Below are 25,258 nucleotides of genomic sequence, written 5' to 3'. Positions count from 1 at the left end.
GCCGCGTGCCGCGTGCCGCGTGCCGCGTGCCGCGTGCCGCGTGCCGCGTGCCGCGTGCCGCGTGCCGCGTGCCGCGTGCCGCGTGCCGCGTGCCGCGTGCCGCGTGCCGCGTGCCGCGTGCCGCGTGCCGCGTGCCCTACTCCTATGCCCGGCCCTGCTCCTGTGCCCGGCTCTCGCCGTGCCTCTCGCTTCAGCGCGTTCTAGCGCATCCCGCTGCCGCCAGGCGCGCCCTGCCGCTCGCTTCTCGCCCGCGCTGTTCTAGGCCTGCCTCGGCTCGCGCCGCTCTGCCCTCGCCTTCCGCCTCAGCCCTCGCCTCCGCCCGTGCCTCCGCTTCCGCCCGCGCCCTCGCCTTAGCCCCACCTCTGCGGTGCCTGGGCGTCTGTCTCGCTCGGCGGTCTGGCGTGGCTGGGTGCCTTGACGGAGCGCGCGGGCTTGGGGGCCGCGCGCTTCGTCTCGGCGGGGAATCAGGGGGTGGGTGGGGGTCAGATCGCTGGGCCCCGGCGGTCGGGTGCCGTCGTGGGCTGCTGGGACTGCTGGGACTTGAGGAGGTCGCGGATCTCGATCAGGAGCTCCACGTCGGTGGGCTCTGCCGGGCCCGGCTCTTCGCCTCGCTTGCGGCGGTCCTGGATCTTCTTGATCGGCAGGACCAGGACGAAGTAGACGACAGCTGCCACGATCACGAAGTTGATCGCGGCGTTGATGACGTTGCTGAAGTCGAGGTAGGTGTCTGCCTTGCCCTCCCTCAGCTGGATGCCGAGGCCTGCGGTTTCGGTGCTGCCCAGTGATGCGATGAGCGGCTTGATGAGGCTCGTGGTGAACGCGGTGACGATCGCGGTGAACGCCGTGCCGATGACCACGGCCACAGCCAGGTCGACGACGTTTCCGCGCATCAGAAAGTCTTTGAATCCCTTCAGCATCAGCGGAGAGTAACGGCTAATGCTTGATCCAGTGACATCGCGGCGATACGAGTTGCATTAAGTCTCGGCAACGTCAGGACCACCACTTGGCCCTGGGTTTCGCGGATCGCGGCGTTCTCGGCCAGCACCTCGCCGGACTGGGAGATCACGTCCACGCGAGCGCCTGGGCGGACCACGGCGGCCAAGGCCTGGTCAGCCAGCTGGACGGCGGCCGAGGCTTGGTCGGGGGCGGTGGTCGCCAGGTCCACGTCGGTCAGCGGGACGCCTGCTCGCGCCGGGGACGCGAGCGGTCTGCCCACCAGATCGGTGGAATTCCGGAAGGTCCCCGCCACGGGTGAGGGCAGGGTGACCAGGCGGAGGTCGGCGGCGGACAGGGCGGCGCCTGCCTGGAGGTCGCGGGACGCGACCAGGGTGGGGTGGCCGACGTCCGGCCAGAAGAACGTCACCACGGCCGACAGGGCCAGGCTCAGAGCCAGGAATCGGCGCCACGCAACGGAAAGCGGGCGGCGGAGCAGTGAGCGGAGCCGGTCGGGGAGGGTCGCGGAAAAGGTCATGCCTCCGACCGTAGAGAGGTCGGAGGCAGGTCGAACCGGGGTGAGCCGCAAGTTGTGGACAACTCGCGATCTTCAGGACGCGGCAGCCGCCGGCGCGCTCGAAGAAGAGGACGAAGACGACTTCTTGTCCGAAGAGGACGACGAGGACGACGACGTGGACGTCGACTTCGAGTCCGAAGTGGAGGACGACGAGGACGTGCTCTTGGACGAGCCCGAACGGCTGTCCGTGCGGTAGAAACCGCTGCCCTTGAACACGACGCCGACGGCGCCGAAGAGCTTGCGCAGCTTGCCCGAGCACTCCGGGCACTCGGTGAGGGAGGCGTCGCTGAACGACTGCACAGCCTCGAACCGGTGCTCACACGCGGTGCAGGCGTACTGGTACGTAGGCACTGGGTCTGCTCCTAGCTCTGGCACTCGACCGTTGTGAGTGCCAACACGATTTTCGCTCAGGACCTTCCCGGAGCGCAAACACCCCAGGTCAATGTCACAGCCATCGCAGGCCCACCGAGGGCGTCAACACGCCGTTCATCAGCACGTCGTGCGGCTCGCCCGGCACGTCGGCGAGCACCTCGCAGTCTCGCACGACACCCACCAGAGGTGCGTTGACCAGCGGCAACGACCGGTCGTAGTGACCTTGCCCCTTCCCCAGCCGCACCCCGGTCACCGACACGGCGAGGGCGGGCACGAGCACCAGCGAGGCTCCAGCGATCGCCGAGGCGCCGAGCCGCTCACCGGTCGGCTCCAGCAGCTTGAACCCGGCGGGCGCGAGCGAGGACGGCCCCGAGTACACCGCCCAGTTCAAGGCGGAGGGACCCGTCACGATCGGTAGCAGGACGCGGCACCGCAGCCCCTCCAGCCAGGACGCCTCACCGGGCTCCGAGCCGACCGGGATGAACGCGCACAGCGTCTGATCAGCGGAAACGTCCAGCGACGCGAGGTGCGCGGCCAGCGCGCGAGATTCAGCTGAGCGAACCTCGGGTGAAAGCGAACGGCGGGCGGCCAGCAACTGTGAACGCAACGTGGCCTTCCGGTCACGAAGATCGGACGTCATGTCGGGTACCCCTCGGTATGTCGTTAGCATCGCAGCCCATGAGCAGCGCCTTCCACACCGCTATCGTGCCCGCGGCCGGTCTGGGCACCCGTTTCCTCCCCACGACCAAAGCCGTGCCGAAGGAACTGCTGCCCCTGGTCGACACCCCCGCCATCGAGTACGTGGCGCGCGAGGCGGCCGAGGCCGGCGCGAAGAAGCTGGTCATCGTGACCTCGCCGACGAAGGCGTCGGTCGCGAACTACTTCGACGAGAACCCCGACCTCGAGGAGTCGCTGACCGCCAAGGGCAAGACCGACCTGGTCGAGAAGATCCAGCGCGCGCCGAAGCTGATCAAGGCCGAGACCGCGATCCAGGAGCAGGCGCTCGGCCTGGGCCACGCCGTCGGGTGCGCTGAGGGCAATCTGACCGGCGAGGACGAGGCCGTCGCGGTGCTGCTGCCGGACGACATCATCCTGCCGAACGACGCCCTCCAGAAGATGGCGAAGGTCCGCGAGGAGAAGGGCGGCAGCGTCCTGCTGGCGTTCGACATCCCGCGCGAGCAGATCTCCGCGTACGGCGTGTTCGACGTCCGCGACACCGGCAACGACGACGTCAAGCAGGTCGTCGGCATGGTCGAGAAGCCGAAGCCGGAGGACGCGCCCTCGACGTTCGCCGCCGCCGGCCGCTACCTCCTCGACCGGGCGATCTTCGACGCGCTCAAGCGGATCACCCCCGGCGCGGGCGGCGAGCTGCAGCTCACCGACGCCATCGCGCTGCTGATCAACGAGGGTCACCCCGTGCACGTCGTCGTGCACCGCGGCGGGCGACACGACCTCGGCAATCCCGCAGGATTCCTGCGCGCTGCGGTTGACTTCGCACTCAACACCCCGGAGTACGGACCCGATCTGCGCGAGTGGTTGCGGGAACGCCTCGACGACAACTCCTGAGCGCGAGGACCAAATCACATGAGGTCAGTGGACGAGCAGCTCGCACGGGTGATCGCGGCCGCGGTGCGGCCCGCACCTGTCCGCGTGGCGATCTCCGAGTCGCAGGGCCTGCTCTGCGCCGAGGAGGTCGTCGCGGAACGCGCGTTGCCCGGCTTCGACCAGGCCGCCGTCGACGGCTACGCGGTGCGCAGCGTCGACGTGTCCGGTGCGAACGCGAGCCCGGTGCAGCTGCCGGTCGTGGGCGAGATCCCGGCCGGCTCCCGGCAGCCCCGCCGGCTGCAACCCGGCCAGGCGGTGCGGATCGCCACGGGCGCGCCGCTGCCCACGCTCGCGGACGCGGTCGTGCCGCTCGGCTACACCGACGGCCACCAGGCCAAGGTGACGGTCAACCGCAGCGTGCCGTCCGCCGGGTTCGTCCGCCGCACCGGCGAGGACGTGCAGACCGGTGACGTCGCGGTACGCCGTGGCGCGTCCATCGGTGCTGCTCAGGTAGGCCTGCTGGCCGCCGTGGGACGCAACAAGGTGCTCGTGCACCCACGTCCGCGCGTGTCCGTCATCTCTCTCGGCGAAGAGCTCGTCGACGTGGACCGCACGCCCGGTCAGGGCCAGGTCTACGACGTGAACTCGTACGCGCTGGCCGCCGCCGCACGCGACGCGGGCGCGGAGGTCAGCAGGGTCGGCATCATGTCCGCCGACCCGCGCCGCCTGCGCGAGGTCGTGGAGGGCCGCCTGCTGCTGTCCGAGATCGTCGTGATCGCGGGCGGCGTCGGCGGCACGGTCGGTGACGAGGTCAAGGCCGCGCTGACCGACCTCGGCGACATGGACGTCAACCGCGTCGCCATGCACCCCGGCTCCGCCCAGGGCTTCGGCAGGCTCGGTCCCGACGCCGTGCCGACGTTCCTGCTGCCGGCGAACCCGATGAGCGCGCTCGTGGTGTTCGAGGTGCTGGTCAGGCCCCTGATCAGGGCCGCGCTGGGCAAGAAGAACCCGTACCGCCGGGCCGTCAGCGCACGGTTGTTGTCGCCGTTGCAGTCGGCGAAGGGCCGCCGGGGCTTCCTGCGCGGCCAGCTGCTGCGCGACGCGGACAACGGCGAGTACCTGGTGCAGCCGCTCGGCACGTCCGGGTCGCACCTGCTCGCGTCACTGGCGGAGGCCAACTGCCTGATCATGGTCGACGAGGACGTCACCGAGATCTCCGTCGGTGAAGAGGTGCTGGTCAGCTTCCTAGCGCAGCGTGGATGAGCGCTTTCGCCGATCTGGGCAGACACCCCGGCTGGCCCGCCCGGCTGGGGCCTCTCCAGGTGCGCGCGGGCGTCGTCGAGCTGCGCGGGCCGAGGTTCTTCGACGGGTCGAAGTGGTCGAGGCTGCGCATCCGCGACCGCTCCTACCTCGAACAGTGGGAACCGACCGCGCAGGAGGGCTGGGACGAGCGCAACGCGACGCTCTCCTGGCCCGCGCAGTGGTCGTCGCTGCGGGGCATGGCCCGGCGCGGCTCCACGTTGCCGTTCATGATCCTCGTGGACGGCGAGGTGGCCGGTCAGATCACCGTCGGCAACATCGTGCGCGGCTCGCTGCTGTCCGCGTGGATCGGCTATTGGGTAGCCGCTGATCGGGCGGGAGGCGGCGTCGCAACGGCGGCCGTGGCGTTGCTCGCCGACCACGCTTTCCGCGACGCTGGTCTGCACCGGCTCGAAGCGACCGTGCGACCCGAGAACGGTCCCTCGATTCGGGTGCTCACGAAGTCCGGCTTCCGCGAGGAAGGCCTCTTCAAGCGTTATCTGGATGTTGCCGGGCAGTGGCGCGACCACCTCTGCTTCGCGCTCACGTCCGAAGAGGTCCCGGATGGCCTAGTGCGCCGTTTGGTCGCACGCGGAGAGGCCCGTCTTCCCTGATCCGCGCTTCCGTTTGCCCTAATCACTTCACCCAAAAGTGGGTGATACACCACACTTTGGTACGCACTGGGGTCGGCGTGCCTCCGACACAGGTGTGACTGTTGTGACTAACGTGGTTGCCAGCACCACGCGTGGGCCGGGGGAGGTGAACGGGGAATGCCGAGTTCGCTGATCATCGTTGCGCTGGTCGTCGCCTGGCTCGTGGTCCTCGTCCCCATGATGGCCCGCAAGCGCCAGGAGAGTGCGCGCAGCGTGGGGGAGGAGTACGACGCCATGCCAGACGCCGAGTACGACGACATCCACGACATCGACGACGACTACTTCGACGAGGAGGAGTACGTCGAGCGCCCGTTCCGGCGTGGCCGAGGTGGCTACGACCCGGAGACCGCAGCGCTGGTCGCCCAGGCCAAGTACGCGTTCCGCCGCAGAGTGGTGGCACTTCTCTTCGTCGCCGCGGTGGCGTCGGGAGTCGTCGCCGGAGTGTTCTTCACGAAGCTCTGGTACGGCCACGCCGCGATCGACCTGCTGCTCGTCGGGTACCTGACGTACCTGCGCCGGCAGGTGCGGATCGAGGAGGAGATCCGCGGCCGCAGGCTCGCCCGCCTGCAGCAGGTCCGCCGCCGCCGTGCGACGGGCCCGCAGCAGCAGGAGGCGCCGGCCCCGGTCGTCGCGGACCTGCCGAAGCAGCCTTCCTCCGACGAGCAGGAGACCACGCGGGTCGAGGTCGTCGAGGAACGTCCGGCGCTGCCGCCGTTGCCGCGCTTCGAACACCACGTCCGTCCCGGCACGATCCCGGTCGACTCCGACGACGAGGACCCGGTCTTCGTGGAGTTAGAGGGACTGGAGTCGCTGCGGTACCGAGGTGCCGTGGGGGCTTAACGAGGGGTGGTGAAAACACCCCTCCAGGGACTGCTATAGTTCTCTTCGTAAGGAAGCAAGGGGCTGTAGCACAGTTGGTAGCGCGTCTCGTTCGCATCGAGAAGGTCAGGGGTTCGATTCCCCTCAGCTCCACGTAAGAGGCAGGGCCGGTGGTCACGACCACCGGCCCTGCCTCTTTTTCTGCGTCCGTCCGAAGAGGACGGCCTTCTCCGTCGTCGCTCTGCCGTAACCCATCGCTCTCGAAAGGCGATTGGGGACGTGTGGGCGGCGCGCGGAAGTCTTCTGGCTACAAGGACCTGTCGACGTCCGCGATCGTGTGGGCCGGGATCGGTCTGGTACTTCTCGCCGTGGGCATGGCGATCTGGCTGCTTCGGGCGTACGGCGGTGGCACGGACGCGCAGAAGGCCCAGCTCGAGGCGATCAAGACCGCCGGCACGATCGTCGTCGGCACCGGGGGCGCCGCGGCGTTGTGGCTCGCCGCGCGCCGGCAGCAGACCTCGGAGCGGGTGGCGACCCAGACCGACCACGACGCCGCCGAACGGCGCGTGACCGAGCTCTACACCAAGGCCGTCGAACAGCTCGGTTCCGACAAGGCGCCGGTTCGGCTCGGCGGGATGTACGCGCTGGAACGCCTGGCGCAGAACGTGCCGGAGCAGCGGCAGACCATCGTGAACGTGCTGTGCGCGTACCTGCGGATGCCTTATCTGCCTTCGACGGACGGAGAGGCGGACAAGACCGAAGTGGAGCGCCGCCAGCAGGAACGGCACGCGCGCCTCACCGCCCAGCGGATCCTCGCCGCCCATCTCGATCCCGGCGCCGCCGGCAGGTACTGGGAGGACATCGATATCGACCTCACCGGTGCCACGTTACTGAATCTCGACTTCCGCGGATGCCGGTTGAGGACGGCCCAGTTCGTCGAGGCGAGGTTCTGCGGGCCGACGGATTTCCGCCAGACGCGGTTCGACGGAGAGGCCTGGTTCGACGGGACGACGTTCGAAGAGGAAGCGGATTTCGAAAGTGCTGAGTTCGCCGCCGCCGCGTGGTTTCGTGACGACGTGGAGTTCGCGCAGACCGCCTGGTTCAACGGTGCGCGATTCCGCGGACCAGCCGGGTTCAACGGCACCAGGTTCTGCTCGTCTGCCTGGTTCAGCGACGCCGAGTTCGCGGCGGCCACCGCTTTCGACTGGGTCGAGTTCCGCACGCAAGCGAGGTTCAAAGGAGCCAGGTTCGGCGGAGCCAGCGCGTTCAGCAAGACCGCCTTTCACCGGACCGCGTGGTTCGACCAGGCGAAGTTCGCCAGGGATGCGGTGTTCGCCGACGCCGAGTTCGGTGAGGACGCCAGGTTCATCAAGGCCGAGTTCGGCAGGGACGTGTCGTTCAAGAATTCCCGGTTCAAGGCGAACGCGTGGTTCGGAGAGGCGCGTTTCTCGGAGGGCGCCTGGTTCCGCGAAACCGACTTCATCGGCGCTGCCAACTTCGACTCGGCCGTGTTCGGCGTGGCTGCCTGGTTCGACGCGGCCCTCTTCGGCGGGAGCGCGTCTTTCGGCCGCACGCGGTTCGACGGCGTCGCCGGGTTCGAGAAGGCCAGGGTCAAGCTGGTGGTGGATCTGCTGGAGGGGTCGGTCTGGCCTGCCGGGGTGTCCGTGGCCGAACCGTTCACCGAGGAGGAAGCGCGGGTGGAGGGGAAGACCGGCAGGTGGGGATTCCTCTGGAGCTGAAACCCGTTCGGTTTCCGTCCAGGCGCCGGATATCTTCTGGCGCGTGACCATCCTTGGGGGATTCAAAGCGGTGTGCGTGGTGGCGGCGGCACTCGCCGCCGTCAGTTGTACGGCCGGAACGGGCACGGGGTCGGGGGACCAGCAGCCCGCCGCGCCGGAGAAGAAGGTGCTGGACGTCAACGGGTTCGGGAAGCTCAAGCCCGGAATGTCCAAACAGGACGCTCTCGCGACCGGCGAGCTCGCCGCGTCCGCCTCGGGCAGGACCGGCAAGTGCGAGGACTACCGGTACGCCGGCGCGCCGCAGCCCGATGCCGCCCAGCTCGCCGAAGAGGCCGAGTTCGAGAAGAAGTACGAGGCCGCGCAGAAGGCCGCCGACGACGCGGAGGCGGCGATCGGGCCTGCGCCGGGTGCGAACGCGGGTGCCGCCGAGTACGCGGCCTACGCCGAGAAGGCCGCCACTTCGGCCGAGGCCAGTGCCAAGGCGACCGAGCTCATCTCGGAGTCCACGAAGCGGATCGTCGCGCGGGCGGAGGCGCGCGAGGCCAACGGCGGCGTGCTGTTCGCGGGCGACAAGATCCGCATGATCCTGCCGCCGCCGGGCGTCACGGCGGCGAAGGACATCGCCAAGGGCGCGACGGTCGAGCAGTTCAAGGCCGCCTACCCCGACGCCGTGGAGAAGGAGGGCGGCAAGACCTTCGAGGTGCCGGTGCCGGGACGGACCGACGTCGTGCTGAGCTTCCACTTCGCCGACGGCAAGCTCACGACGTTCATGCTGTTCGACGCCGCGGCCGAGTGCGTCTGAACCAGCCCGTGCAAGGGCCGCTCACCGTAATGTGAGCGGCCCTTTCCTCTATATAAGAGCCGTAAGCTCCGCTCCCGCGAAAGGCTGTACCCATGAGCGACGCGCCGCAGGACAAGGTCACGGTCCTGTCCGCCGATGCCCTTGCGCAGATGAAGGCGTTCCCGCTGCACGGCGACGAACGACTGCGGAACAAGCTGCTGTGGAAGTCCCCCAACGGCGACACCATCGTCGGCCTGCTCCAGATGGCGCCGGGCGCACGCGACGTCGGCCACAACCACCCGTCGGCCACGCAGCACACGTGGGTCGTCGACGGCACGGTGAGCATCGGCGGTGTGGAGGCGACGGCGGGTTCGTACGCGTTCGTGCCGCCGGGCGTGGACCACGAGACGGTCGCGGGCGACGAGCCGGTCACGATGTTCTACATCTACCAACCGACCGTCGAGCACGACCACGATCACGACCACGAGCACTGACAGGTCCCCACCAGTTCTGGGGCCTGGAACGCCTTTCGCACGCGCCACCCATCTATGGGGTGAAGTTGGATGAACAACGCGGCGTCGGCAAATAGTTTTCTCTCATGAGATCTGTCGTCGCCGCGTTATTACTCGTGGCCGTCACCTCCAGCGGTGCAGCGGCCTCCGAGGCTCCTGCCGCCAGGTGCGCGGCCGCCCGTCCCGTCGTCTCCAGCACGGAGACAGCTGTAGAAGCGCGCGTTCTCACCGGCTGCACGGCCGGTGAGCTCGTCGTCTTCCGGGCCGCCCTGACCTTCCGCGCCCACGGCACCGCGTGCACCGCGATCTCCCAGGAACTCGAAGCGGACCCGGCCACCGAGCCGCAGTGGATCCGCGCCCGCCTGGAACTGAGCTGCGCCCCGGGCGAGAAGGGCGACGCCGGCTCCCAGGCCACGGCCGAGCTGCACGACCAGCGCGGCACCCGCGTCGCCGCCTACGTCCTCTCCGACTCCTACGCGGAGAAGGCCGCCTCCCACCTGTGGACCGTCGAGTTCGTCGCCGGCCTCGGTGACCTGCCCGTGCCACCCGACCCGGCCGCGCGGACGTCCAGCGCGTCGGCGGGGCAGGGCAGCGCCCTCACCAGGATCGATCACCAGGCCCGTTCCTGATCACCCGTTCGCCACTGCGCCTTTGGCGCGTCTTCGATAACGAATCGCGCAAAAAGGGCGACTCCTGTCAACGGAGCCGTCCATCGCAACGTGTAAGAGCCAACAGGCCGAACGTGCGATGGGCGGAGGTGCAACGCGGTGATCAAGGAAAGGGTTGCTGTGGCGTCAACCGCAGACCAATTACGCACAGTAAGCTGACAGGGCGCCTAGGCTGGGGGTGATCTCGGAAGGGGTGGTGTGAGTCGTGGGGCTCGCTGAGTCCTTGCTCACGTGGCTGCACGGCTTCGTGGGTGCGAGTGTCTGCCCCGGTGACTGGGTGTGGACCACCACGGCGCTCGGTGCGGTGCTCGGGTTGTTCCCGACCATAGGTGCGTTGCTGTCCATCGCGGTGCGCCGGGTCGTCGGCAACTCCTACGGACCCGTGACCGGTGCCATCTTCACCGTGCTCGGCGTCGCCAGCTGTCTGGTGCTGCCGTGGCTGATCATGCGCGGAACCGTGCAGGGGCTCGCCGGCCGCAGCATCACCGGTGCCGACTCGCTCGACGAGGCCACCTGCTTCGGCACGTTCTCGCAGGGCAACTACCTGGTCGACGGGGCTCCGTCGATCATCGGCGTGATCCAGCGGCCCGGTCAGTCGGTCGTGTTCCTCGTCGCCGCGGGCATCACGATCGTGCTCGCGCTGCTCTGCCTGCTCTTCGTCATGCTGCAGTCGGGGTCGGCGTTCCGGCTCGGGCCGAACTGGCCGCGCCGGGTGTTCTGGCCGATGTTCCTGGTACTGCTGGTGACGACCTCTGCGTTTCCCGTGACACTGGTGGGCCATGTGCTGCTCGGGTTTCTGCCAATTGCTGTAATCGGGTCAATCGTCGTGCGGATTTTCGGGTTGACTACCGCCATGCTCAACCGCCCCGGCCGCGACCGGTCCCAGGACCGGAGCTCGCAGAACCAGCCACCGCAGCCGGTGGCGCGCACGCCGCAGCCCCAGAACAACCAGCTGCCGCAGGGTCAGCCGAAGCAGAAGGCGCCGACCAAGCCGATCACGGCCGCGCAGCACCAGCCACCCGGCCAGAACCCGCCGCCGTACCAGCCGGCGCAGGTGCCGAAGTACCAGCCTGCGCCGATGAACCGGCCGATGCGCCCGGTCACGCAGCCGCAGCCACAGCCACACCAGAACCAGCCGCCGCGCCAGTACCCGCCGACCCGCGTCGCCGAGGTCATGCCGCAGCTGGGTCCGCCCCAGCCGTCGAACCCGGCGGTGCTCGCGGACACGCCGGGCCCGCTGCCGTTCGGTCCGGGCGCGGCGAACGCCGAGTCGCCCGTGCCCGTGCAGAAGTCCGGCAAGGTCTGGAACCCGGGCAACGGCCGGTTCCGCCGCGTCCGCCAGCTCGGTTCCGGCGGCTTCGGCACGGTCTGGCTGGCCGTCGACGAGCAGCTCGACCGCACGGTCGCCGTGAAGCTCGCGCACGCCCCGGACAACGAGACCGAGGCCCGCATGCTCCGCGAGGCGCGTGCGCTGGCCGCCGTCCGCCACCCGAACTGCGTGCGCGTGTTCGACATCGTCCAGGACCCGGACGGCCTCGCCCTGGTCATGGAGTACATCGAGGGCGCCTCGCTGTCCGAGACGGTCCTGAAGAACGGCCTGATCGACGACAAGCTCGCCGCCCGCCTCTGGCTGAACATGGCCGACGCCCTCGCGGCGGCGCACGACCGGGGCGTCCTGCACCGCGACGTGAAGCCGTCCAACGTGATCGTCGACGGCCAGGGCACCGCGCACCTGATCGACTTCGGCATCGCCCGCTCCAAGGGCGACAGCACCCTCACCGCCACCGGCATGATGGTCGGCACCCCGGACTTCCTCGCGCCCGAGACGGCACGGGGCGAGACGGCGTCGCCGGCCTCGGACTCGTGGCAGCTGGCCGCGACCGTGTCGTACGCGCTGACGGGCCACCCGCCGCGCGGCTCCCGCGAGAACCCGATCTCCTCGCTGATGGCCGCTGCCCAGGGCGAGCCGATCACCAAGCTGCCGCAGAACAGCGCGCACGCGCGGTTGCTGCTGGCGGCGATGGACCCCGAACCGGGCCGTCGCCCGTCGCTCGCGCAGGTGCGGGGGCAGCTCTCGCAGTTCCTCGACCAGCAGGGGATGAGCAAGGAGGGCCCGGTGACCAAGATGATCACCAAGCCGGGTCCGCCGCCGACGAGGCACATGCCGATGTAGGACCGCGAGAAACCCGCTGGGCGGCAGGCCGTCCGGCGGGTTTCGCATTCCGGGGCGCGAGTCGTCCGACGTTCCCGTCGACGCTTAGGCGAACCGGGTGAACGTCGGACCGGTCCGTAACGGTGGTTCAGCCTTCAACGACCTAGGTCGTGGTTCACCCGGAAGCCTCGGCATCTCACGGGATGCCACGCGAAGAGTGGTGAGGCGGTTTCCGCCGATCGCCTCACCACTCACCTTCGGCCGGACGGCCTCAACCTCTTGCGCAGCACGAAGAACAGCCCTGCCGCGCCCACGACCACCAGCCCGACCAGCCACACGGGCAAGGGCTTTCCCGAAGCATCGTCCGGCACCACCGCGGCAGCAGGAGCAGGCGATGCCGACGTCACCGCGGCAGACGGTTTCGGCAGCGGCGGCGCGATCTCCTGCCACGGCCAGCCGACGTCGTCGAGGCCCTGCACCATCTGCGGGTCCACCGGTTTCACCTGGAGCGTGCCCGGCACGGTGAGCGTGCCCAGCGCGTGCTCCGGAAACCACCCCTGCACCCCGAACACCTCGTACGTGCCGGCGGGCAGCGCGAAGGTCACGGCGTAGTGCGCGGGTTCGGCCAGTGCGACGCCGGCGAACGAACGCGACTCGTCCCCGTTCTGGAACCGCAGGCCCGTCTTGCCCAGTTCGCCGGAGGCCGGGTGGGTGCCGTGCTGGAGCACCCAGTAGCCGACGGTGTGGGCGACGGACGGCTGGATCGACGGCACCGGGTCGACGTACGTGACCGCCCAGCCGCCCGCGTGCGCTGCAGGTGCGCTGACAAGCAGGAAAGCGCAAATCAAGGCGAGAATCCTCATGACGCGACTACACCGGGAACCAACGAGGGGTTCCCGGTGTAGAGGAGGCATCACGGACGAAGCGGTGGCACGGGCGATCGCGGGCGACCAGGCGGCCTACGGCGAGCTGGTCGTCCGGTACACCGCGCTCGCACACCGGACGGCGTACCTGCTCGGGGCCGGTGCGGACGCCGGTGACGTGGTGCAGGAGGCGTTCGTGAAGGCGTACCGGAAGCTAGGCACGTTCAAGCCCGGCGCCGACTTCAGGCCGTGGCTGCTCAAGATCGTCGCCAACGAGACGAAGAACCTGCACCGCGGCAGAAGGCGGCGCAACCTGATGGAGCTCCGGCTCGCCACCGTCACCGAGACCGTCGACCACGACGATCCGGGCACCCTGGTGGACGACTCGCGCGCCGCGCTGCTGAAGGCCGTGCAGAGCCTGAACGAGAGCGACCGGCAGGTCGTCACGTGCCGGTACCTGCTCGACCTGAGCGAGGCCGAGACCGCGCAGACCCTGGGCCTCGCCAAGGGAACCGTGAAGTCGCGGCTGTCCAGAGCGCTGCAGAAGCTGCGCCCGATGCTGGAGGAGGTGGCCCATGACCGATGACCAGGCGGAAGCCCTGCGCGACCTCGGCCGCCACCTCCACGTCCCGGAACCGCCGGACGTCACGGCGGCGGTCCTCGCCGAGATCGCCAAGCCGAAGCGGAACCGCTGGCTGAAAGCGATCGCGGCGGCGGTAACGGCGTTCGCCATCGCGTTCGCGGTGTCGCCGGCGGTGCGGGCAGGCGTTCAGCAGCTGCTGGAGTTCGCCGGCGTCGAGTTCCGCACGGAGGCCCCGCAGAGCGTCGCTCCACCGCTGCCGAGCCAGGACGTGCCGCTGGACGAAGCGAGGAAGCAGATGCCGTTCGAGATCCACCTGCCGGCGGAACTCGGCACCCCGGACAGGGTCACCGTCCACGAAGGACGGTTCGTCACCCTGCACTACGGCGAGCTGAGGCTGGACCAGTTCGACGGCACCATCAGCTCGACCGTCGGCAAGCTCATCCACCAGGAGGGCGTCGAGCAGATCAACGACCGGATCTGGATCCCCTACCCGCACGTGTTCTTCTACATCGACCGCGACGGCCAGTGGCACACCGAGGAACCGCAGAAGGCGGGCCAAACGCTGCTCTGGCAACGAGGTCAGGTCACCCTCAGGCTCGAGGGCGACCTGACCAGGCAACGCGCGCTGGAGATCAGCGAGAGCTAGCCTCCCCGGTCACCGCCAGCTGGGCAGCCACAGCTGCTGCTGCCACAGCTCAGGCGTGATCGGCACCCCGTTCAGGATCGGCCACAGCCACACGAAGTTCGCCACCACGATCCCCACGTACAGCGCGACGACGAGCATGCCGGTGCCACGGCGCTCGGACCCCGCCGACGAACGGCCCAGGATCTCGCCCAGCGCCAGCACGATCAGCAGCACCAGGAACGGTGCCATCGGCGTGACGTAGAAGAAGTACATCTGCCGGTCGAGGTTCAGGAACCACGGCAGCAGCCCGGCGGCGTAGGCGACCAGGACGGCGGCGTAGCGCCAGTCCATCCGGCCGATCGTGCGGTACAGGGCCCAGCCGATCACCGGGAACGCCAGCCACCACATCGCGGGGGTGCCGATGAGCATGATCGCGCCGAGGCACGACGCCGCGCCGCAGCCCGTGACGGTGTTGTCGTAGTAGTAGAGCATCGGGCGCAGGCCCATCGGCCACGTCCACGGCTTCGACTCCCACGGGTGCGTGTTGGTCGCCGAGGTGACCAGGCCCACGTGGAACTTGTAGACGTTCTGCGCGTTGTACCAGAGCGACTGGAGGACGTCCGGGATGTACGAGATGTCCTTGACCTTGCCGCCGACCACGTGGCGGTCGATGCCGGTCTCGCTGGCCATCCACGGGAACCACGTGACGACGTAGACGAGCACCGGGATGGCGACCAGGGCGCCCAGCGACGGCAGCACGTCCTTCGCCAGCGCGCCCAGCCAGGGTTCCTCCACGCCGGCCGCGCGCCGGGCCAGGGCGGTCCACAGCACCGACAGCAGGCCGAACGCGGCGATGTACCAGATGCCGGACCACTTGATGCCGCACGCGGCGCCGAGCATCACGCCCGCGCCGAAGCGCCACCAGCGGAAGCCCAGCCACGGGCCGAACGCCGAGTTGTTGATGAAGCCCTCGCGCACGGCGACGGCCAGTCGTTCGCGCACCTGCTCGCGGTCCACGACGAGGCAGCCGAACGCGGCGACGACGAACAACGCCAGGAAGATGTCGAGCATGCCCATCCGCGACTGGACGTGCGAGACGCCGTCCGCGATGAGCAGGACGCCGGCCAGCGCGCCGAGCAGGTCGGAACGCGTCAGGCGGCGGGCGATGCGGACGATCAGCAGGATCGTGATCGCGCCGGCGAGCGCGGAGGCGAAGCGCCAGCCGAGGCCGTCGTAGCCGAAGAGGTCCTGGCCGATCGCCATCAGCTGTTTGGCGAGCGGCGGGTGGACGATCAGCTCGTAGCCGGGGTTGTCCTCGTAGCCGCCGTTGCGCAGCACCTGCGCCGTCTGCGGCACGTAGTGCTTCTCGTCGAAGATCGGCGTGCCCTTGTCCGTCGGATAACCGACGTTCCAGAAGCGCACGACGGCACCGATGAGGGTCACGACGGCCGTCATGAGCCACCCGCGCATCCGGTCTCCATACGGAGGCGGGTCGAGCGCGGCCGCACGATCCGTGCGCGGCTCCTCGACGACGACGGGCGCCTCTCCTGGCTGCACGAGGACTGTCACGCCGCCGATCGTAGGGTGAAGCTTGTGAGTCCTGTATCCGGTTCAGGCCGTCTGGTCCTGGCAGCCACCCCTCTCGGCGACATCCGCGACGCTTCCGCGCGCCTGATCGAGGCACTTGAGACCGCCGACGTGATCGCCGCCGAGGACACCAGGAGAACGCACAGCCTCGCGGCCGCGTTGCAGGTCAAGCCGTCCGGGCGGGTGCTCAGCTTCTACGACCAGAACGAGGTCGGGCGGGTGCCGCAGCTGCTCGAAGCGCTGCACAACGGCGAGACGGTGCTGCTCGTGACGGACGCCGGAATGCCGTCCGTGTCGGATCCGGGTTACCGGCTGGTCGCCGCGTGCGTCGAGCAGGACATCACCGTCACGTGCCTGCCGGGGCCGTCCGCGGTGACGACGGCGCTGGCGTTGTCCGGCCTGCCGAGCGACAGGTTCGCGTTCGACGGATTTCCGCCGCGCAAGTCCGGCGAGCGCAAGCGCTGGTTCGCACCTTTGGCCAGTGAGCAACGCACGGTCGTGTTCTTCGAGGCACCTCATCGGCTCGCGGACACCCTTGCCGACGCCGTCGACGTGCTCGGGCCGGACCGCCGTGTGGCCGTGTGCCGCGAACTGACGAAGAAGTACGAAGAGGTCGTGCGGGGGACATTGGCAGAACTCGCCGAGTGGGCCGTGGAAGGCGCACGCGGCGAGATCACCGTTGTGCTCGGTCCCGCGCCCGTGCAGGACACGCCGGACCTCGACACGCTCGTCGCCGAGGTCAAGCAGCGCGTCGCCGACGGGGAGCGGATGAAGTCGGCCGCCACCGAGGTCGCGGAGGCGGCCGGGATCAGCAAGAAGACCCTCTACGACGCGGCCATCAAGTCAAGCTGACTCCTTGTTGAACGTGCGCACGCCGTAGAAGACGCCGACCAGCACGAGCACCGCGACCGAGATCAGCCCGTACGTCATCGTGCCGGGGTTGAAGATCGAGCGTTCGGCGTCCACGACGTGCGCCAGCGGGTTGATCCGAGACAGCCAGTAGAGCCACTGCGGGCCGTTGGTCATGGGCAGCAGCACGCCGCTCAAAAGCATCAACGGCACGATGGACGCCGACAGCACCGACGCGAAGACGTACTCCAGCTTCACCTTCAACGCGATCGCGTACGAGACGGAACCGATCGCGATGCCCAGCACCGCCACCAGCCCGAGCCCGAGCACCATCTGCCCGACCGAGGCGCGGAAGCCGAACAGCATCGCGGCCAGCATGATCAGCAGGCTCTGCACGACCAGCAGCACGACGTCCTTGCCGACCCGCCCGACCAGCAGCGCGACCCGGCTGACCGGCGTGACCCGCAGCCGTTCCATCACGCCTGTGCGGACCTCCGGCAGCAACGAGAAGCCCGCGTAGGCCGTGCCGAACAACGCCATCTGCACCAGCAGGCCCGGCACGAACCACTGCCAGCCGCCCTCGCCCAGCAACGGCCCGAAGAGCCCCAGGTAGAGCAACGGCTGGGCGATGCCGAACACGACCGCCACGGGGTTGCGCAGCACCGGCAGCATCACGCGGGTGAACACGAGCCAGGTGTCACCCAAGAGGTTCCTAGGCAGCATTGGCTTCCTCCCGCAACGAGCGGCCGGTCATGGTCAGGAACACGTCGTCGAGCGTCGGCCGGTGCACCTGGACGGAGTGCAGCTCGACGCCGATGTTGTCGAGGTCGCGCAGGAGCCCCGGCAACGCGCGGTCGCCGTTCGGGATCCGGAAGCTGACCCTCTCGCCGTCGATCACGGCGTCCTCGAACTTGGAGGCGACGAGCGACGCCTGGGGCGTGCCCAGCTCGACCAGGTCGCCGGAGACGCTGTGCTTGAGCTCGTCCGGTGAGCCCTCGCCGACGATCGCGCCGTGGTCGATGACCAGCAGCCGGTCGCTCAGGAAGTCGGCCTCGTCCAGGTAGTGCGTGGTCAGGAAGACGGTGGTGCCGTCGGCCTTGAGCTGCTTGATGTGGTCCCACAGGTTGCGGCGGCTCTGCGGGTCGAGCGCGGTGGACGGCTCGTCCAGGAACAGCAGCCGCGGTTCGTGCAGCATGCCCATCGCGATGTCGAGCCGGCGCTGCTGGCCGCCGGACAACGTCACCACGCCGCGCTTTTCGAGACCTCGCAGGTCGAACCGCTCGAGCAGGCCGGCGACCTTCCTGCGGGCGTCGTGCTTGGAGAGCCCGTAGAAGCGGGCCTGGAACTCCAGCTCGTCGCCGACGCGCTGGTCGAGGCCACCGCCGCCCTTCTGGCCGACGTAGCCGATGTTGCGGCGCACGCCCGCCGGGTCCTTCAGCAGGTCGTGCCCGGCGATCGTCGCCTCGCCCGCCGTGGGCTGCAGCAGCGTCGTGAGCATGCGCAACGTCGTGGACTTGCCGGCGCCGTTCGGGCCGAGGAACCCGACGAGCTCGCCCTCGGCGACGTCGATGTCCACGCCCCGCACCGCGTCCACCGGACCCGTCTTGGTCGTGAACCGGCGCGCGAGGCCGCGTGCCTCGATCATGACGAAACCCCCTCTACTCAAGTTTGACTAGAGGCTAGCTCGGACTAATCAAGTTTGACTAGTCCCTCAGCTCGTACTCGCCGGCCTCTAGGCGCTCGATCAACTCCCGAGTCCACCGGACCTGACCTTCGAGATGGACGAGCCACAGTCGAAAGAGCTCGCTGACGTGCGCGGGCTTGCCCATCGCCGGCATCGAGTCGATGCCGTGGCGGGTGGGGGTGAGCTGGCCTTCGAGGCCCGCGAGCCGTTGCTCCAGCAGCACGATCGCCTGACGGCGGGGGACGAGGTTGATCATCGCCACGGCCGCGGAGACCTCGTCGTTGCCCGCGGCCGGGTTCGCCAGGGCGTGCGCGAGGGCGTCGGTCAGCTCGTGCTCACCGGACGACGTGATCTTGTACGTGGTGCGGGCGGGGCCCTCGCCGGACTCGACGCCGACCGGCTCCAGCAGTCCGTCCTTGGCCAGCGACTTCAGCGCGTGGTAGATCGACCCCGGCTGCACGTTCGCCCAGGAGTCCGCCGACCACGACTTGAGCTCGCGGCGCACCACGTAGCCGTGGGCCTCGCCGACCAGCTTGACGATCCCGAGCACCAGCATTCTGGTCGCGGACAATCAGACCTCCCACTCGGTGAAAACCGCCTGGCACCGCCTCCGTAGGCTATGTGCATGAGTGCCTCCGTACTGACCGCGGTGGCCTGGCCTTATGCCAACGGCCCCAGGCACATCGGTCACGTCTCCGGTTTCGGTGTCCCGTCCGACGTCTTCTCCCGCTACATGCGAATGTCCGGACACCGGGTGCTCATGGTCAGCGGCACGGACGAGCACGGCACGCCCATCCAGGTGCAGGCCGAGAAGGAGGGCCTCACGGCCCGCGAGCTCGCCGACAAGTACAACCGCGTCATCGCGTCTGACCTGCAGGGCCTCGGCCTCTCCTACGACCTCTTCACCCGCACCACCACCGGCAACCACTACCAGGTGGTGCAGGACCTGTTCCTCGCGCTGTGGAAGAACGGCTACGTCGTCCCCAAGGTCGAGATGGGCGCCATCAGCCCGTCGACCGGCCGGACGCTGCCCGACCGCTTCATCGAGGGCACCTGCCCGATCTGCGGGTACGACGGCGCGCGCGGCGACCAGTGCGACAACTGCGGCAACCAGCTCGACCCGATCGACCTGAAGAACCCGCGCTCGCGGATCAACGGCGAGACGCCGAAGTTCGTCGAGACCGAGCACCTGTTCCTCGACCTGTCGGCGTTCATCAACTCGCTGTCGGGCTGGATGGGCACGCGCAGCGACTGGCGCCCGAACGTGCTCAAGTTCTCGCAGAACCTGATCAAGGACCTGCGGCCGCGCGCGATCACCCGCGACCTCGACTGGGGCATCCCCATCCCGCTCGACGGGTGGAGCGACCAGCCGATGAAGCGGTTCTACGTGTGGTTCGACGCGGTCATCGGGTACCTGAGCGCGTCCGTGGAGTGGGCGCGCCGCACCGGTGACCCCGACGCCTGGAAGGAGTTCTGGACGGGTGACGCCCAGGGCTACTACTTCATGGGCAAGGACAACATCGTCTTCCACTCGCTGATCTGGCCGTCGCTGCTGCTCGGGCAGAACGGCGCTGGCGACAAGGGCGGCGAGCCCGGCCGGTTCGGCACGCTGAACCTGCCGACCGAGGTCGTGTCGTCGGAGTACCTGACGATGTCCGGCTCGAAGTTCTCGACGTCGCGCGGCACCGTGATCTACGTCGGCGACTTCCTGAAGGAGTTCGGCCCGGACGCGCTGCGGTACTTCATCTCCGTCGCCGGTCCCGAGAACCAGGACACGGACTTCACCTGGGAGGAGTTCGTCCGGCGGACGAACTTCGAGCTGGCGAACGAGTGGGGCAACCTGGTCAACCGCTCGATCTCGATGGCGCACAAGAACGTGGGCGCCATCCCGAAGGCCGTCGCGCTGACGCCCGCCGACCACGAGCTGCTGGCCCAGTCGAAGGCGGCGTTCGACACGGTCGGCGCGCACCTGCGCCGTTCGCGGTTCAAGCAGGCCACGGGTGAGGCCATGCGCGTCATCTCGGCGGCGAACAAGTACCTGTCGGACCAGGAGCCGTGGAAGCTCAAGGACGACCCGGAGCGGCGCGACTCGGTGCTGCACACGGCGTTGCAGGTCGTGCAGGACGCGAACACGCTGATGACGCCGTTCCTGCCGCACTCGGCGCAGAAGGTGCACGAGGCGTTGGGCGGTACGGGCGTGTGGGCCGCGCAGCCGCAGATGAACGAGGTCACCGACCTCGACATCCCCGAGCGCTCGTACCCGGTGCTGACCGGTGACTACGCCGGCGAGCAGGCGCGCTGGGAGTCCACGCCGCTGGAGGTCGGCCGGCCGCTCGAGAAGCCGTCGCCGCTGTTCGGGAAGCTCGACTCGAAGCTGGGCGAGACCGGGCCCGAGTGGGCTCCGATCGTCACCGACTAGTGGCGGACAAGCGGGAACGACCGCCGGTGCCGGAAGCTCTTCCGGCACCGGTGATCGACGCTCACACGCATCTGGACGCCTGCGGTGCCTCCGATGCCGCCGGCGTGGCGGTGCTGCTCGACCGGGCGGAGGCCGCGGGCGTCTCGCACGTGATCACCGTGGCGGACGACCTGGCGGCCGCCACCTGGGCCGCGGAAGCGTCCACTTGGGACCCGCGGGTGTACGCGGCCGTGGCCGTGCACCCGACGCGAACCTCCACCTTCGGTGAGGTCGAGAAGGCCGAGCTGGAGCGGCTCGCGGTGCTGCCCCGCGTCGTGGCGATCGGCGAGACGGGTCTCGACTACTACTGGGACTACTCGCCGCCAGCCGCCCAGCACGAGGCTTTCCGTTGGCACATCGACCTTTCCAAGCGCGTCGGGAAGCCGTTGATGATCCACGACAGGGACGCGCACGAGGACATCCTCAAGATCTTGTCCTCCGAGGGTGCACCGTCCACTGTGGTGTTCCACTGCTTCTCCGGTGACGCGGACTTCGCCCGGCGGTGCGTCGACGCGGGGTACGTGCTGTCGTTCGCGGGCCCGGTGACGTTCAAGAACGCCCGCGCGCTGCGGGAGGCGGCGGCACTCGTACCGCAGGACCAGCTGCTCGTCGAGACCGATGCGCCGTTCCTGACGCCTCATCCGTTCCGCGGCCGCCCAAACGAACCCTATTGTGTGAATTACACAATTCGGGATCTCGCTACTCTCCGTGGCGAAGATCTTTCTGAACTCTGCTCCGCCGTCACCCGTACTGCTCAACGTGTGTTCGGGCTCGGGCGCTGAAATGCCACTTAGAGCGAACGGAGTAGGCGGTTCCTACCCCCACGGGGTGACTGACGTCACAACATTGGTGGGGGTGTTTGCGCAACGTCGGTTGCCCCGTTACTGTCCCGTGACCGTGCCACCAGAGCCGATGTTGTCGGTTCGGTGCACGCCCGCAGTCGGGGCGGGACCGAAGCCAGAAGCGCGAAGAAGCGAGACCACGTAGGAGGAGTTGCCGGGAACCTTCGAGCTCCAACTCGAATGATCTTGTCAACGCCAACTGTGCGGTGGCCTCAAAGCTTCCGCAATGGAGGTATCGACCCTGATGTCCGGTAGCGACAGAACTGCCGCGCCTTACGACTTCAACGACGACACCGACTGGTTCACGCCGGTCGGGCAGACGTCGGTGAGCGTCGCAGACCCGCACCCGAGCTTCCCGCCCGGCGCGTTGACGATCACGCCCGCGGACGTGCTCGAGGTGCTCGGCCCGGACGCGGACGACCTCCTCGCGTCGGCGAACGTCGACGTCGACGAGCTGATCCGTCTCATCAACGCCGAGACGACGATCATGCCGCCCCTCGTCCTCCCGTCGGAGGAAGAGGAGAAGCAGGACCCGCAGCTCCTCACCAAGACCGTCACCAACTGGAAGCGCCGCTTCCTCAAGGGCACGGTCGCCGCGATCCTCGTGTCGATCTCCGGCGGCGGCGTGACCGCCATGGCGATGGACAAGTCGCTGACCGTCGAGATCGACGGCGCGATGCAGACCGTCCACTCGTACGAGGGCACGGTCGGCGACGTCCTGGCGGAGGAGGGCATCGTCGTCGGTGAGCACGACGCCCTGTCCCCGTCGCTGAACGCCCCGATCTCCGACGGCGGCAAGATCAGCCTCGACCGCGGCCGCCTGCTCAAGATGAGCGTCGACGGCCAGGCCCGCGAGGACTGGGTCCGCTCCGTCACCGTCGAGGAAGCCGCCAAGCAGCTCGGCGTGAACCTCGAAGGCGCGTGGATGTCCGCCCAGGGCAGCCACGACATCCCCCTCGAAGGCATGAACCTCGAGGTCAAGACCCGCAAGAACATCAAGCTGTTCGACGGCGCCAACCCGGTCCGCGAGATCCAGACCACCGCGCTCTCCGTCGACGAGCTCCTCAAGGGCGAGAACATCACCCTGGGCGCCGAGGACTCCATCACGTCCGGCATGGACGTGAAGCTGGCCACCGGCGCCGAGGTCTACATCTCCCGCACCGGCGTCACGGTCATCAACGTGAACGAGCCGGTCGCCCCGCCCGTCGAGAAGACCAACGACCCGAACATGAACGCGGGCGAGCAGAAGGTCACCGACCCGGGCGAGGCCGGCGAGCAGATCTCGCAGTACAAGGTGACCATCAAGAACGGCAAGGAGGTCAGCAAGGAGAAGCTGAGCTCCAAGGTCACCAAGGAACCGAAGCCGAAGAAGGTCACCGTCGGCACCAAGCCCCTCCCCGACGGCGACGTCTGGGACCGTCTCGCCAAGTGCGAGGCGGGCGGCAACTGGGCCATCAACACCGGCAACGGCTACTACGGCGGCCTCCAGTTCAACGCGGGCACCTGGGCGGCCAACGGCGGCACCGCCTACGCCCAGCTCCCGCACCAGGCCACCCGCGAGCAGCAGATCGCCATCGCGACCAAGCTCCGCGACCGCGCGGGCGGCACGTACGGCGCCTGGCCGGGCTGCCGCGCGAAGCTCGGCCTGCCGTAAACCCCTCTCCGTCCCCCGCAGAAGGCCGCTCAGGTTCGCCTGGGCGGCCTTTGCCGTGTCCGGGGGTCGTGGAGGGGCGCTGGGGCTCCGGGGTGAGGGTGGGGCGGGGTTCGGGAAGCGAAGCTTGGGGCGCCAGGTAGGGCAGAGCGCGGGCCGGGCGAGGCAGGATGGGCTGGTGGGGCTGGGCCAGGCGGGACAAGACGGGCGGGCGAAGGCAAGGCGGGGTAGGACGGGCCGGAAGAAGGCAAGCGGGGCGGAGCGCGGGCCCGGCGAGGCAGTACGGGCGAAACGGGTTCGGGAAGCGAAGCTGGTGCGCGGGGCAAGGCGGAGCGCGCGGCGAGACCGAGCCAGGCGGGCGAGCGGGCAGGCTGGCGCAGGGGTCCCCTCGGGTTTGGAGTCCCCGCGACCCAACGTACTCAGCGGGTCTGACAGTCCGGCTGAGCGAGCGGCGAGGCAAGACGGCATCGGACAGGACGTGTCTCAGACAAGACGGCGTCGGGCGAGCCCGGTCTCAGGCGAGACGGGGCAAGGCGAGACGGGGTAAGGCGAGACGGGTCGAGGATGGCTATAGGGCTTGGCGAAGCCGGAGGCGAGCCCGACCGAGCGCAAGCTTCGCGATGGCGCAGCCGAGCTCGGCCAAGACCCAAGGCAATGCCGAAGGCGAGGCGTCCTTTCCTCGACGCGCCGTGCAAGCGGTATCGGTGACGTAGCCGCCCAACTCAGCCACGCACGCGAAGAGATTAGGGCTTGACTTTGGGTGCGAGGTGCTACCACTAGTGGCTCGGCCGGGCCTCTTTTCAGCCCGGCCTTTTCCGGTCCGACAAGCGCCTCGCAAGGGCCCCGAAGTCAAGCCCCAATCTCTATCGACGCGCCAGCGGCGATGACTCGACCACGCCCGTCGAGGTCTTTGCGCCCAACGCAACCACCGCCCCGAGGCGACGCAACGCGACCTGCGAGAATGCCCGGGTGAGCCTGCTGGGACCTGCCGAAGTCCGCCGCCTAGCCGCGGAACTGGACATCCGCCCGACCAAAAAACTGGGCCAGAACTTCGTGCACGACCCCAACACGGTCCGCAAGATCGTCGCAGCCGCCGACCTCGCCCAGGACGACGTCGTCCTGGAGGTGGGTCCGGGCCTGGGCTCCCTGACCCTCGCCCTGCTTCCCAGCGCGGCACAGGTCATCGCGGTGGAGATCGACCCGCCCCTGGCCGAGAGGCTCCCGCAGACCGTCCAGGAACTGGACCCGGAGAACGCCGCCAAACTCCACGTGGTCCTGAAGGACGCGCTGAAAGTCACCCAAGAAGACCTGCCGGCGCAACCCACCGCGATCGTCGCCAACCTGCCGTACAACGTCGCGGTCCCCGTCGTGCTGCACCTCCTGGCCGAACTCCCCAGCCTCCAAAAGGGTCTCGTCATGGTCCAGGCCGAGGTGGCCGACCGGATGGCCGCGAAGCCGGGCAACAAGATCTACGGCGTCCCCAGTGTGAAGCTCGCCTGGTACGCCGACGCCAGGAAGGCCGGCAGCATCGGCAAGAACGTCTTCTGGCCCGCCCCCAACGTCGACTCGGGCCTGGTTTCTTTCCGCAGGCACGAAAATCTACTATCCACAGTGGACCGGAAGAAGCTCTTCCAGATCGTCGACGCGGCCTTCGCTCAGCGCCGCAAGACGCTGCGATCGGCCCTGAAGGCGTGGTCGCCGAACGTCGACGAGATCCTCGCCAAGGCCGGTGTCGACCCGCAGCAGCGGGGCGAGCAGCTGTCGGTGATCGACTTCATCCGGATCGCCGAGGTCTAAGCCGGGGATCCTTCGGCCAACAGTGTGATCTGTCGAACGAATCGGATTCTGGCTTGCGCAACCGAACGTCCGTCCGGTTGACTGCTACTTGCCATCCGGAGCGACTGAGAGACCTGGCTCTACGACGTCGCAGCAACCACCCGCTGGATGCGGGCAGGTGCTAACGCCAGGACCGATGGAGGAGCACCATGGGTACCGTGCGAATGCTGACGCGCCGTCGAGTTGTCGACCAGTGCCGTCGCACCGCTTCTGCATGTCGTCGCCACCTC

Annotated in this window: 25 protein-coding genes, 1 tRNA gene and 1 riboswitch; of the genes, 17 read left to right on the top strand and 9 right to left on the bottom strand. The window is 68.7% G+C overall.

The genetic code is table 11. From position 1 onward, the window contains the following. Positions 1-482: 482 nt before the first annotated feature. The 4 genes from mscL to ACQEU1_RS23090 all read right to left on the bottom strand — a co-directional run bounded on the left by mscL (position 483) and on the right by ACQEU1_RS23090 (position 2,522). A complete protein-coding gene (gene mscL, locus ACQEU1_RS23105; protein WP_433205290.1) occupies positions 483-917 on the bottom strand; it encodes a large-conductance mechanosensitive channel protein MscL in 435 nt (144 codons plus the stop codon). Continuing rightward, positions 917-1,471, bottom strand: coding sequence for an SAF domain-containing protein (locus tag ACQEU1_RS23100; protein WP_433205287.1), 555 nt, complete (start codon positions 1,469-1,471; stop codon positions 917-919). The genes mscL and ACQEU1_RS23100 overlap by 1 nt, the downstream gene beginning before the upstream one ends. A gap of 72 nt (positions 1,472-1,543) precedes the next feature. Then, positions 1,544-1,861, bottom strand: coding sequence for an FmdB family zinc ribbon protein (locus ACQEU1_RS23095; protein WP_433205284.1), 318 nt, complete (start codon positions 1,859-1,861; stop codon positions 1,544-1,546). Between the two features lie 94 nt (positions 1,862-1,955). Further along, a complete protein-coding gene (locus ACQEU1_RS23090; RefSeq protein WP_433205281.1) occupies positions 1,956-2,522 on the bottom strand; it encodes a 5-formyltetrahydrofolate cyclo-ligase in 567 nt (188 codons plus the stop codon). A 38-nt stretch (positions 2,523-2,560) separates the two neighbouring features. Here ACQEU1_RS23090 and ACQEU1_RS23085 point away from each other — a divergent pair, with 38 nt between their 5' ends. From ACQEU1_RS23085 to ACQEU1_RS23040, 10 genes are all read left to right on the top strand, one after another. Next, complete coding sequence (locus ACQEU1_RS23085; RefSeq protein WP_382442400.1) at positions 2,561-3,448, top strand: UTP--glucose-1-phosphate uridylyltransferase; 888 nt, start codon at positions 2,561-2,563, stop codon at positions 3,446-3,448. Positions 3,449-3,466: 18 nt separating this feature from the next. Further along, entirely contained in the window at positions 3,467-4,690 is a 1,224-nt protein-coding gene (gene glp / locus ACQEU1_RS23080; RefSeq protein WP_382442399.1) for a molybdotransferase-like divisome protein Glp, read from the top strand. After that, a complete protein-coding gene (locus ACQEU1_RS23075) occupies positions 4,687-5,340 on the top strand; it encodes a GNAT family N-acetyltransferase (protein ID WP_433205276.1) in 654 nt (217 codons plus the stop codon). Before glp ends, ACQEU1_RS23075 begins: the two co-directional genes overlap by 4 nt. Before the next feature lie 156 nt (positions 5,341-5,496). Then, entirely contained in the window at positions 5,497-6,219 is a 723-nt protein-coding gene (gene sepX, locus ACQEU1_RS23070) for a divisome protein SepX/GlpR (RefSeq protein ID WP_433205273.1), read from the top strand. A gap of 59 nt (positions 6,220-6,278) precedes the next feature. Further along, positions 6,279-6,351 (top strand) — tRNA-Ala (locus ACQEU1_RS23065). Between the two features lie 128 nt (positions 6,352-6,479). Continuing rightward, positions 6,480-7,937 carry a pentapeptide repeat-containing protein gene (locus tag ACQEU1_RS23060; RefSeq protein WP_433205270.1) on the top strand — a complete coding sequence of 486 codons (1,458 nt, stop codon included), beginning with the start codon at positions 6,480-6,482 and terminating at the stop codon, positions 7,935-7,937. 43 nt (positions 7,938-7,980) lie between these two features. Further along, positions 7,981-8,739: a hypothetical protein gene (locus ACQEU1_RS23055; RefSeq protein ID WP_433205267.1), complete on the top strand. Its 759-nt coding sequence runs from the start codon at positions 7,981-7,983 to the stop codon at positions 8,737-8,739. Positions 8,740-8,831: 92 nt separating this feature from the next. Then, positions 8,832-9,212, top strand: a complete 381-nt coding sequence (locus ACQEU1_RS23050; protein ID WP_433205264.1) for a cupin domain-containing protein — start codon at positions 8,832-8,834, stop codon at positions 9,210-9,212. 104 nt (positions 9,213-9,316) lie between these two features. After that, entirely contained in the window at positions 9,317-9,859 is a 543-nt protein-coding gene (locus ACQEU1_RS23045) for a hypothetical protein (RefSeq protein WP_433205261.1), read from the top strand. A 244-nt stretch (positions 9,860-10,103) separates the two neighbouring features. After that, positions 10,104-12,071, top strand: coding sequence for a protein kinase domain-containing protein (locus ACQEU1_RS23040; protein ID WP_433205258.1), 1,968 nt, complete (start codon positions 10,104-10,106; stop codon positions 12,069-12,071). Positions 12,072-12,301: 230 nt separating this feature from the next. On the opposite strand, the gene ACQEU1_RS23035 is transcribed toward ACQEU1_RS23040, so the two are convergent. Beyond that, a complete protein-coding gene (locus tag ACQEU1_RS23035) occupies positions 12,302-12,913 on the bottom strand; it encodes a hypothetical protein (protein WP_433205255.1) in 612 nt (203 codons plus the stop codon). 64 nt (positions 12,914-12,977) lie between these two features. On the opposite strand from ACQEU1_RS23035, the gene ACQEU1_RS23030 reads away from it, so the two are divergent. Both ACQEU1_RS23030 and ACQEU1_RS23025 read left to right on the top strand, forming a co-directional pair. Then, positions 12,978-13,499 (top strand): RNA polymerase sigma factor, encoded by a 522-nt coding sequence (locus tag ACQEU1_RS23030; RefSeq protein ID WP_433205252.1) that lies wholly within the window; start codon positions 12,978-12,980, stop codon positions 13,497-13,499. Continuing rightward, positions 13,489-14,142 (top strand): hypothetical protein, encoded by a 654-nt coding sequence (locus tag ACQEU1_RS23025; protein ID WP_433205249.1) that lies wholly within the window; start codon positions 13,489-13,491, stop codon positions 14,140-14,142. The genes ACQEU1_RS23030 and ACQEU1_RS23025 overlap by 11 nt, the downstream gene beginning before the upstream one ends. Before the next feature lie 9 nt (positions 14,143-14,151). Here ACQEU1_RS23025 and ACQEU1_RS23020 read toward each other — a convergent pair whose 3' ends face one another. Continuing rightward, the gene (locus ACQEU1_RS23020; RefSeq protein ID WP_433205246.1) at positions 14,152-15,690 is read right to left on the bottom strand and encodes a dolichyl-phosphate-mannose--protein mannosyltransferase; all 1,539 of its coding nucleotides are present in this window, start codon (positions 15,688-15,690) and stop codon (positions 14,152-14,154) included. Between the two features lie 24 nt (positions 15,691-15,714). Between ACQEU1_RS23020 and rsmI the strand changes: the two genes are divergently transcribed. Continuing rightward, the gene (rsmI, locus tag ACQEU1_RS23015; RefSeq protein WP_433205243.1) at positions 15,715-16,560 is read left to right on the top strand and encodes a 16S rRNA (cytidine(1402)-2'-O)-methyltransferase; all 846 of its coding nucleotides are present in this window, start codon (positions 15,715-15,717) and stop codon (positions 16,558-16,560) included. Here the strand turns inward: rsmI and ACQEU1_RS23010 are convergent. From ACQEU1_RS23010 to ACQEU1_RS23000, 3 genes are read right to left on the bottom strand one after another with little or no spacing between them, the layout of a single operon-like run. Next, complete coding sequence (locus ACQEU1_RS23010; RefSeq protein ID WP_433205240.1) at positions 16,552-17,280, bottom strand: ABC transporter permease; 729 nt, start codon at positions 17,278-17,280, stop codon at positions 16,552-16,554. The two genes, rsmI and ACQEU1_RS23010, sit on opposite strands and share 9 nt — an antisense overlap. Next, positions 17,270-18,202, bottom strand: coding sequence for an ATP-binding cassette domain-containing protein (locus ACQEU1_RS23005; RefSeq protein ID WP_433205237.1), 933 nt, complete (start codon positions 18,200-18,202; stop codon positions 17,270-17,272). Before ACQEU1_RS23005 ends, ACQEU1_RS23010 begins: the two co-directional genes overlap by 11 nt. A gap of 58 nt (positions 18,203-18,260) precedes the next feature. Then, positions 18,261-18,812, bottom strand: a complete 552-nt coding sequence (locus tag ACQEU1_RS23000) for a PadR family transcriptional regulator (protein ID WP_433205234.1) — start codon at positions 18,810-18,812, stop codon at positions 18,261-18,263. 54 nt (positions 18,813-18,866) lie between these two features. On the opposite strand from ACQEU1_RS23000, the gene metG reads away from it, so the two are divergent. From metG to rsmA, 4 genes are all read left to right on the top strand, one after another. Next, complete coding sequence (gene metG / locus ACQEU1_RS22995) at positions 18,867-20,660, top strand: methionine--tRNA ligase (protein ID WP_433205231.1); 1,794 nt, start codon at positions 18,867-18,869, stop codon at positions 20,658-20,660. Between the two features lie 26 nt (positions 20,661-20,686). After that, positions 20,687-21,481, top strand: a complete 795-nt coding sequence (locus ACQEU1_RS22990) for a TatD family hydrolase (RefSeq protein WP_433205228.1) — start codon at positions 20,687-20,689, stop codon at positions 21,479-21,481. 304 nt (positions 21,482-21,785) lie between these two features. Continuing rightward, positions 21,786-23,195, top strand: coding sequence for a transglycosylase family protein (locus tag ACQEU1_RS22985; RefSeq protein WP_433205225.1), 1,410 nt, complete (start codon positions 21,786-21,788; stop codon positions 23,193-23,195). Positions 23,196-24,167: 972 nt separating this feature from the next. After that, a complete protein-coding gene (gene rsmA / locus ACQEU1_RS22980; RefSeq protein ID WP_433211682.1) occupies positions 24,168-24,989 on the top strand; it encodes a 16S rRNA (adenine(1518)-N(6)/adenine(1519)-N(6))-dimethyltransferase RsmA in 822 nt (273 codons plus the stop codon). An 88-nt stretch (positions 24,990-25,077) separates the two neighbouring features. Further along, positions 25,078-25,171: riboswitch (SAM riboswitch) on the top strand. The last annotated feature ends 87 nt before the right edge of the window (positions 25,172-25,258 follow it).

Source organism: Lentzea sp. CA-135723 (assembly GCF_050936595.1).
Taxonomy (GTDB): domain Bacteria; phylum Actinomycetota; class Actinomycetes; order Mycobacteriales; family Pseudonocardiaceae; genus Lentzea.
The sequence above is the reverse complement of the archived record's forward strand: the minus strand, read 5'-3'. Positions and strand labels throughout refer to the sequence as shown.

Excerpts from the sequence above, each read along its gene's own strand:
- mscL (WP_433205290.1), bottom strand. The coding sequence starts at position 917 with ATGCTGAAGGGATTCAAAGACTTTCTGATGCGCGGAAACGTCGTCGAC.
- ACQEU1_RS23100 (WP_433205287.1), bottom strand. The coding sequence starts at position 1,471 with ATGACCTTTTCCGCGACCCTCCCCGACCGGCTCCGCTCACTGCTCCGC.
- ACQEU1_RS23090 (WP_433205281.1), bottom strand. The coding sequence starts at position 2,522 with ATGACGTCCGATCTTCGTGACCGGAAGGCCACGTTGCGTTCACAGTTG.
- ACQEU1_RS23085 (WP_382442400.1), top strand. The coding sequence starts at position 2,561 with ATGAGCAGCGCCTTCCACACCGCTATCGTGCCCGCGGCCGGTCTGGGC.
- glp (WP_382442399.1), top strand. The coding sequence starts at position 3,467 with ATGAGGTCAGTGGACGAGCAGCTCGCACGGGTGATCGCGGCCGCGGTG.
- ACQEU1_RS23075 (WP_433205276.1), top strand. The coding sequence starts at position 4,687 with ATGAGCGCTTTCGCCGATCTGGGCAGACACCCCGGCTGGCCCGCCCGG.
- sepX (WP_433205273.1), top strand. The coding sequence starts at position 5,497 with ATGCCGAGTTCGCTGATCATCGTTGCGCTGGTCGTCGCCTGGCTCGTG.
- ACQEU1_RS23050 (WP_433205264.1), top strand. The coding sequence starts at position 8,832 with ATGAGCGACGCGCCGCAGGACAAGGTCACGGTCCTGTCCGCCGATGCC.
- ACQEU1_RS23045 (WP_433205261.1), top strand. The coding sequence starts at position 9,317 with ATGAGATCTGTCGTCGCCGCGTTATTACTCGTGGCCGTCACCTCCAGC.
- ACQEU1_RS23035 (WP_433205255.1), bottom strand. The coding sequence starts at position 12,913 with ATGAGGATTCTCGCCTTGATTTGCGCTTTCCTGCTTGTCAGCGCACCT.
- ACQEU1_RS23025 (WP_433205249.1), top strand. The coding sequence starts at position 13,489 with ATGACCGATGACCAGGCGGAAGCCCTGCGCGACCTCGGCCGCCACCTC.
- ACQEU1_RS23010 (WP_433205240.1), bottom strand. The coding sequence starts at position 17,280 with ATGCTGCCTAGGAACCTCTTGGGTGACACCTGGCTCGTGTTCACCCGC.
- ACQEU1_RS23005 (WP_433205237.1), bottom strand. The coding sequence starts at position 18,202 with ATGATCGAGGCACGCGGCCTCGCGCGCCGGTTCACGACCAAGACGGGT.
- metG (WP_433205231.1), top strand. The coding sequence starts at position 18,867 with ATGAGTGCCTCCGTACTGACCGCGGTGGCCTGGCCTTATGCCAACGGC.
- ACQEU1_RS22985 (WP_433205225.1), top strand. The coding sequence starts at position 21,786 with ATGTCCGGTAGCGACAGAACTGCCGCGCCTTACGACTTCAACGACGAC.